This is a genomic window from Moorena sp. SIO3H5 (assembly GCF_010692395.1).
Classification (GTDB): Bacteria; Cyanobacteriota; Cyanobacteriia; order Cyanobacteriales; family Coleofasciculaceae; genus Moorena.
Genome location: NZ_JAAHHS010000341.1, coordinates 1 through 8,428 on the forward strand (window position 1 = coordinate 1; position 8,428 = coordinate 8,428).

Below are 8,428 nucleotides of genomic sequence, written 5' to 3' on the forward strand. Positions count from 1 at the left end.
CTATTCCCTCTTCCCTATTCCCTATTCCCTGTTCCCTGTTACCTATTCCCTACTATTCATAATTGTTCCAAAAAACATGATATAACTAACAATGATGTAACAAGTAACCAAGAACAAATGCAACAAATTGCGCTGAATTTAATTGCTATTGGTGTTTTTGGCATGACCCTTTCGGTTTTGCTAGGACCACTGTTGAATATTTCTCCGGCAATCCCTGCGGTAACTACTTTTGGTGTCTTGAGTCTTGTTACCCTAGATGGCTTCAGCTTCAAAGGGAAAGGGTTAACGCTGCTGTTAGATGTATTGGCGAGTACCAATCCTGAACATCGCGGACGTATAATTCGCCATGAAGCGGGTCATTTTATGGTGGCTTACTTACTTGGTATTCCAATCACTGGTTACACCTTAAGTGCTTGGGAAGCTTTGAAGCAGGGACAACTGGGTAATGGTGGTGTGACCTTTGATACTGAAGCACTATCCGCTAAGGCTTCTAATCTTCGGGAAATGCGATTAACCTTAGATCGATTTTGCACGGTTTGGATGGCAGGCATTGCTGCGGAAACTATAGTCTATGAGAATGTTGAGGGCGGAGCAGAAGACTGCGAAAAACTCCGAGAGGCTTTGGAAGGGTTAGGTTTTCCTGGTAGTGAGTACTCAGTGAAAGCACGATGGGCTGAGCGTCAGGCGACTAGTATGATTAGTGAACACTGGGAATCTTATGAAGCACTGGTGGCTGCTATGGAAAAACGGGCATCTGTGGCAGAGTGCTGTGAGGTGATTAAGTAACTATAGCGCTGTAGTTAGGGAGTAGGGAGTAGGGAGTAGGGAGTAGGGAGTAGGGAAAGAGTGGGAGTTGTGGAATTTATTGGAGGTGTGGGGAGAGGGAATAGTTATTAATGTTTTTCAAAGATACTTAGCACAATGGATCCGAGGAGATGGTGATGCCCTAAACATGACAAACCAGCTACCTCGCCAAATTCTTCCCGTTGCTGTCGGCTATAGAAACGAATCTGGTTAGGAGAAATTGGTAAAGATTTTTTTCGCTTTCTAACAGTATAGTCTACTAAGTAATAATGTCCTTTGGGTTCCAAGACCCGGCTAACTTCTGAGAAAACTTGTTGAGGATTGAGATAGTGTAAAAAGCTGATGGTATTAAATACTGCTTCAAATTCCCTGTCAGCAAAGGGAAGAGATTCAGCATTGCCTTTTCTATAGATTATGCGCTGCCGATGCTGATTTTTTTGTCGGGCTTGAGTGAGCATTTTAGTAGATAAATCTACCCCAGTGCCTCGAAGATTGGGAAACTCTTGAGCAAAACGATTCAGTAAACGACCTGTACCACAGCCAAGGTCTAATACATTGGGCTGATCTGTGAGTTCTACAAACTCTAACAGTCGTTTATGGAGTGCCTGATAAAATACTGTGGTGAACAGGATGTCGTAGTTTGGTGCCCACAGATCAAAGAACTTTTCTTTTGTGCTAAAAAAATTACTAGTCATTATCAAGGTTGTTTGGTTGAAGGTTGAAGGGTTGAAGGTTAAAAGTTTAAGGTTGTTTGGGTGAAGGTTGAAGGGTTGAAGGTTGAAAGTTTAAGGTTGTTTGGGTGAAGGTTGAAGGATTAATGGCAATTGATTGTTATAGCAGTTTTGATATTAATCAGGTACAGAGATTTTTTTACCTTTTCTCTGTTGCCTGTTGCCTATTGCTAGCATGCCTATTGCCTGTTGCCTGTTGCCTGTTGCTAGCATGCCTGTTGCCTGTTTAATAATTTATCAAAAAATTAGTCTTGAGTAAGTTTAAAATTTACCCCCTCGTAAATATCTGGAAAAGAAACGCTTAACTCTAAGGAATTTAGAGAAATAACGGAATTTTCTGATTCATACTCAGTGAACTGCCATTGATTGGTAGCAGTTTTATTATATTGCAGTAGACGATACTCACTTTGTTCGATTAGAATATATTCTTTGAACTCTGAGATGGAACGATAGTATAAAAACTTATCACCTTGATCATAGTTTTTAGTAGAGTTTGATAAAACTTCGACAATTAACATTGGGTTCGTTACTGTAGTTGTACCCTTACCTGTGTAAACTGGTTCACCCTGAATCACCATAACATCTGGATAGGTATACTGACGGTAACGAGGTATCCACAAACGCACATCACCAATGTAAACTTTGTACTGTTTTCCCTTTAATCCAAGTTTGAAAAGGGTAGCAATATTAAGGGCAATTTGATTATGATTGGTAGTGCCACCAGTCATTGGTATAATTTCTCCATCCCGATATTCACTCTTGTATTCTGCTGTTTCTTCTAGTTTTAAATAGTCTTCTGGAGAATAATATTTTGATTCAGATATTAGTTGCATTGGTATTTAAAATTTGCTTTTGTTATTCTGTTTACCGTAAGTATAATTATTAGTTCTTAATCATCGGATTGCCTGTTGCCTGTTGCCTGTTGCCTTTTGCCTTTTGCCTGTTGCCTGTTGCCTGTTGCCTGTTGCCTGTTGCCTGTTGCCTTTTGCCTTTTCTATTTTGCCTGTTACCTGAAGCAAGCTAGGTAATTAGCGCCAAATCTTGATGGTGTTATCGAAACTACCACTGGCAAGAGTTCTGTTATTCGGACCAAAGGCAAGAGCATGAATGGTGTCTGAATGACCGTTGAGAGTGCCAATTTCTTGAGTTGTATCAACATCCCATAGCTTTATAGTAGTATCTGCACTACCACTAGCGAGAATTTTGCCACTACGGTCAAATGCGATCGCATAAACCCAACCATTATGTCCGTTGAGGGTGGTAATTTCCTGGGCAGTGCTAATATCCCAAAGCTTGATAGTACCGTCAGCACTAGCACTGGCTAGGGTCTGTCCATCGGGAGTGAACGCGATCGCAAGCACCTGGTCTGAATGCCCTTCAAAGGTGTGAATTTCCTGACCACTTAAGGGATCCCAAAGCTTGATGGTAGCGTCAGCACTACCACTAGCAAGGATTTGGCCATCGAGGCTAAAGGCTACTGAATCAATCGATGATGAATGTCCGGTCAGAGTAGTGAGCTGCGTAAGGGTACGAACATCCCAAAGCTTAATGGTACCATCGCTACTGCCACTGGCAAGGTGGTATCCTTGGGGGTGAAAAGCAATGGAATTCACGTCACCGGAATGCCCTGTGAAGGTGAAAATCTCCTTACCATTACGCACATTCCAGAGTTTGATGGTGTGGTCAGCGCTACCACTGGCAAGACTCCTGCCTTTAGGACTAAATGCTACAGCACGTACTTCAGCGGAATGCTTAGAAAACCAACCTCCAAAGGTCAGGATTTCCCAAGCTGTGTTCAACTCCCACAACTTGATAGTTTTGTCCCTACACCCACTGGCTAGGGTACGTCCATCAGGGCTAAAGGCTACAGAATAAATTTGATCGGAATGACCTTTGAGAGTGGTTGCTGCAAAAACGATAATCCTGGGATTACCTCTTGGTGGCCTAGAGTTAGTTTTTAGATTAGTTTTACCAGTTTTACCAGTTCTACCAGTTTTTCCTGTAAATTGGGGAGTTAGTTGATTACGGTGGAATGGCTCCCAGGTAAGACCAGCTTCGGTTTCTCGGGTGATTCCTAAATCGTCCATCACTGCGATCGCAGATTGATACCTGAGCTTGATGGAACTCTGAATCATTGTGTCGAGAATCCGACTCAATTGTCTACTGACAGGATTATGAACCAAAAAATCCCGCCAGACAAAGCCATTTTCCATCGGATCGTATAGATTAAATGGCTGAGTTTGGGTCAACAAATGAATGCAGGTGACTCCTAAACTATAGATGTCACTGGCAAATACTGCTTTACCAAAGATTTGTTCGGGAGCCGCATAACCAGCACTACCAATAGTTGTGCCAGTTTTGGCTAAGGTAGTGCGTGTGGCATACTTTGCTGCACCAAAATCTACCAATACCAGGTCTGGGGGAGTGATAACTCCAAAGCCAGCACTGGGGTGGAGGATACGACGACGAATGATATTCTCTGGCTTGATATCCCGATGAATTACCTTACCTTGGTGGATAAAGTTGAGCACTGGTAACAACTGACTTAGGAGTCTACGAATCTGAGCTTCTCGGAATGGTCCAGTTGCTGCCAACTCTTGAGCTAAATTTTCCCCATGGATAAATTCCTGAACTATGTACCAGTGATGATCTTGTTCAAAATGGGCGAAGAGTTCAGGAATCTGGGGGTGTTTGCCCAACTGTTCCAAGCGCAAGGCTTCCTGGTGAAATAATCGAGCAGCTTTGGTAGGATGATTGTTAGCTTGATTGTTAGCTTGATTGTTACCTTGATTGTTAGCTTGATTGTTACCTTGGGGGTAAAATTGCTTAATCACACAGTAGGATTTAGACGCTTTTCCCTCGTCGATGGCCAAAAGGGTTCTGCCAAAGCCTCCTGCTGCAATCAGCTTAAGAGCGCGGTATTGCTGTCCTAACAAGAGTTTAGTGCCGCAAGTTTGGCAAAACTTGTTGCAATCAGGATTGTAAGGCTTAGGGCAGTTGGGATTGAGACAGTAGCTCACACAAACAGCTGGTTAGATTACTTAAATCCAAGGGTAGGGTGGGTTAGGCGGCGAATACTCTAAAAGCTCACCTTTTAACCAACCTATCCGCCGTAACCCACCAATAACAGTGTCTCATAAGCTAGAAATAGGTTGAAAATTCCGTAAGCGCAATGCATTAGTTACCACAGATACTGAACTAAATGCCATCGCTGCACCAGCAATAATGGGATTGAGTAACCAGCCAAAGATCGGGAATAACACACCAGCCGCAATCGGAATTCCTAGTACATTGTAGATAAAGGCAAAAAAGAGGTTAGTGCGAATAGTGCGGAAGGTAGCACGACTTAGTTGAATGGCTGTAATGATGCCTTGTAAATCTCCCGAGATTAGGGTCAGATCAGAGGCTGCGATCGCAACATCAGTACCTGTACCAATGGCAATTCCCACGTCTGCTTGAGCCAGAGCTGGGGCATCATTAATCCCATCCCCTACCATTGCTACAGTTTTGCCTTCTTTTTGGATAGTAGAGATGATGCTAGCTTTTTGATCAGGTCGGACTTGAGCAAATACCCGATCGATGCCAACCTCGTATGCGATCGCATCAGCAGTTTGTTGATTATCTCCTGTTAGCATTACTACCTCTAATCCCAACCGCTTCAAGGATTTCACCACCTCAGCTGAAGCAGGTTTGAGGGCATCAGCAATACCCAAAATACCCTCAACTTTACCATCAACTGCGATCCAAACTACCGTCTTACGGCTAGCCTCCCAATCCCCCTGATAGTCTGCTAAAGACCGATCCGGTTGCACTGTCACATCTGTTTCAATGCCTAATTCTTCCATCCATCGTTTTGTCCCAATCTGTACTAATCTCTTGCCCTTGAGCCCATCATTTGTCAGTTCGGAAGAGAAGAGTGGATGATCGTAATCAACCATTGCCTGTACCCCACTGCCAGCAACAGCACTAAAATTCTCTGGTGTTAGTAACTGCAATCCTATTCCCTGAGATTCGGCATAGCCCACCACTGCTTCAGCTAAGGGATGTTCCGAATGACTTTCTAGCACTGCCGCTAGTTGCAGCAAGTTGATTTCATTGCTGCCGGTGAACCTGCCCAGTTCTGATGAGGAGTCATAGATGCTTCCAACTGTAATAAAATCCGTTACCATCGGTTTCCCTTCCGTTAAGGTTCCGGTTTTATCTAGCACGATAGTTTGCAGTTGATGAATCAATTCCAGACTCTCGGCATTTTTAATTAAAATCCCGTTTTCTGCGCCTTTACCGGTTCCTACCATCACTGCGGTTGGAGTAGCTAGACCTAAAGCACAGGGACAAGCAATCACTAACACCGCCACCATATTAATCATTGCTAGGGTAGGATTTCCCGTGGTGATCCACCAAACTCCAAAGGTGATTATTGCGATCGCAATCACTACGGGCACAAACCACCCTGTCACCTGATCCGCTAAGGTTTCAATCGGTGCTTTAGACCCTTGAGCCTGGTGTACTAACTTAACAATCTGTGCCAGTACGGTATCTTTCCCGACCCGAGTCGCCTGGAACTGGAAGCTACCAGTTTTATTAATTGTTGCTCCAATCACTTCATCCCCCGGCTGTTTCTTGACCGCAACACTTTCTCCTGTAACCATGGCTTCATCCACACTAGAAGCCCCTTCCATAACTATGCCGTCTACCGGAATAGTTTCTCCTGGACGCACTAATACCACGTCTCCAACTTGCACCTGAGCCAAGGGAATATCCTGGGGTTGACCATGGCGAATCACACGAGCAGTTTTAGCTTGTAATCCCATCAACTTACGAATTGCTTGAGATGTCTGTCCTTTAGCACGGTGTTCCAGCAATCGCCCTAGCAAAATCAGGGTAATCACTACGGCAGTGGTTTCATAGTACACAGGGAGAGTTACCCCTTGGGGTAGGAAAGATTTCAAAACAACCGGGGGCAACATAGTGGGAAACAGAGAATAGACATAGGCAGCACTAGTCCCAAGGGTGACTAGGGTATTCATATCTGCTGTTTTGTGTTTCCAGGCTTTCCATGCTCCAATCAAAAAAGACTGTCCACACCAAAACAGAACCGGTGTGGTTAATACCAGCTGTAGCCAAGGGTGATGTAACCAAGATGGAATCCAGGGGATAGATAATCCTGTCATCATCGGTAGTGAACCAATCACTAATACAGTACTAAGCACAGCACCAACAATGAATTTTCGTTTTAGGTCAAGGGTTTCGGCTTGACGTTGCCATTCGTGATCATCAGGCTGATCACTGATATCCTCGATCGGGTAAGCTTGGTAGCCAGCATCACTCACTGTCTTTTGAATCAGTCTAGTTAGTCGCTGGTTAGTTTTTTCGGGCTTAGTTTCCTCGGTATCGTAGGTAATACTAGCTTCTTCTGTACCAAAATTGACCCTGGACTCTACCACACCTGGAACCCTTTGAATCAGGGTTTCAATGCGTCTGGCGCAACCAGCGCAGCTCATTCCTTGTAAACGAAAGCTTTGTTGTTTCATGATTTACCCTCACCCTATGGTTAAAGGATAAACTCTCTAGTAGAGTGGAGAGTCAAGGGGATGAGATTTAGTGGGTAAGCTATCAGCTATCAGCTATCAGCTATCAGCTTATGTGCTACGCACACGCGTGCGCGTTCAGCTTTTGAATAAAACAGGTAAGCATTTGTTTAATCTCTGTTAGGTCAGCTGACGGCTGACGGCTGACCGCTGACCGCTGACCGCTGAATGCTTACATTTACTTTGTCTTATTTCCACCAATCAATTCACGAGCACGCAGTTTTACCAGAACTTTGATTCGCCGCTTGAATTCTTCAAAATCCTCTGCACTCATGTCTGTTTTCTGCCATGGTTCCCGTTGCATCAATCTTTTAAACCACTGATCCATGTTAGGATAATCAGTAAGATTAATCTCTAACTTCGGCAATAACGATATTGCTGCCCCAGCCACGATATCTCCTAAGGTTAACTGGTCCGAAGCAAAGTAAGGGCTGTTTCCTAGCAAGTCTGATAAAAATTTGAGTACTGTATCTAGCTTCCGCTTGGCTACTTTAAATTGTGGTGAATCTTCCTTTTGACAGATTAGTTGAACTACTGGGGAAAATAGCTCATTAGCAGTCAACAATTGTACCATGCGTACCTTGGCTAATGCCTCTGGTGAACTTGGCAGCAGGGCAGGTGTGGGATATTTGGCTTCCAAGTAGTCCATAATTGCCAAGGATTCTACTAACCGCAAGCCGTTATCTTCCAGAACGGGAATGTGATGAAATGGGTTAATTTCTAAAAACTCTGGTTCAAATTGATCGCCATCTAATTTAAGTAATACTGTTTCAAAGGTAAGGTTTTTTTCTAGTAATGTGAGCCAGACACGACGAACATTGGGCGAGAGGGTATTGTAGTAGAATTTTAGCATCGATTATTTATCCCGAAGTTTCCTTTTGAAGTTTAGCTTAAGTTTACCGAAAAAAAGGGTTGCAGTTACTTCGTACAAGGTAAAGTTAGTTGTGAACATTGTTTGATAGTATTTAAACTAAAACAAATAGCTAGTGCAAAGGTATAGAAACTAAGAGACTCACTACACTCTTAGTTTCTTCGCCTATCCTACAAAGCGTTATAGATATAGAGCTTGCTCAGGCAAACTTCCGTAACTCCTATTAGTTTTGCTTTTCCTGCACTAGCTTATTTAGTTAAGAGTTTACTCTACGGCTAAACTTAACTTTAAGTCCATCCCGGGGATGGGGAGTTGGAATCACCACCATTTCTAAATCTTGACCTGGCACTAATTTCCAGTCATAATCCCGGAGCAATTGAGCCGCGAAAATCTTCATTTCTAATTTGGCAAACTCCCTGCCTAAACATTCCCGA

General features: G+C 43.5%; 8 protein-coding genes. 1 reads left to right on the top strand and 7 read right to left on the bottom strand.

Annotation, left to right across the window (positions count from 1 at the left end; translation table 11 throughout):
• A partial coding sequence (locus F6K52_RS27480; protein WP_364419978.1) for a hypothetical protein occupies positions 1–786 on the top strand: 786 nt, incomplete at its 5' end.
• Between the two features lie 107 nt (positions 787–893).
• Here the strand turns inward: F6K52_RS27480 and F6K52_RS27485 are convergent.
• The 7 genes from F6K52_RS27485 to F6K52_RS27515 all read right to left on the bottom strand — a co-directional run.
• The gene (locus F6K52_RS27485) at positions 894–1,499 is read right to left on the bottom strand and encodes a class I SAM-dependent methyltransferase (protein ID WP_293085882.1); all 606 of its coding nucleotides are present in this window, start codon (positions 1,497–1,499) and stop codon (positions 894–896) included.
• Positions 1,500–1,780: 281 nt separating this feature from the next.
• Positions 1,781–2,368, bottom strand: a complete 588-nt coding sequence (locus F6K52_RS27490; RefSeq protein WP_293085886.1) for a Uma2 family endonuclease — start codon at positions 2,366–2,368, stop codon at positions 1,781–1,783.
• Positions 2,369–2,428: 60 nt separating this feature from the next.
• Entirely contained in the window at positions 2,429–2,554 is a 126-nt protein-coding gene (locus F6K52_RS27495; protein ID WP_293085889.1) for a hypothetical protein, read from the bottom strand.
• Between the two features lie 9 nt (positions 2,555–2,563).
• Positions 2,564–4,555, bottom strand: a complete 1,992-nt coding sequence (locus tag F6K52_RS27500) for a WD40 repeat domain-containing serine/threonine-protein kinase (RefSeq protein WP_293085892.1) — start codon at positions 4,553–4,555, stop codon at positions 2,564–2,566.
• A 114-nt stretch (positions 4,556–4,669) separates the two neighbouring features.
• Positions 4,670–7,066, bottom strand: coding sequence for a heavy metal translocating P-type ATPase (locus F6K52_RS27505; protein ID WP_293085895.1), 2,397 nt, complete (start codon positions 7,064–7,066; stop codon positions 4,670–4,672).
• A 235-nt stretch (positions 7,067–7,301) separates the two neighbouring features.
• Positions 7,302–7,976 (bottom strand): glutathione S-transferase family protein, encoded by a 675-nt coding sequence (locus F6K52_RS27510; protein ID WP_293085898.1) that lies wholly within the window; start codon positions 7,974–7,976, stop codon positions 7,302–7,304.
• Positions 7,977–8,250: 274 nt separating this feature from the next.
• Positions 8,251–8,428: cytochrome P450 (locus F6K52_RS27515; protein ID WP_293085903.1), on the bottom strand; the 178-nt coding region annotated here is incomplete at its 5' end.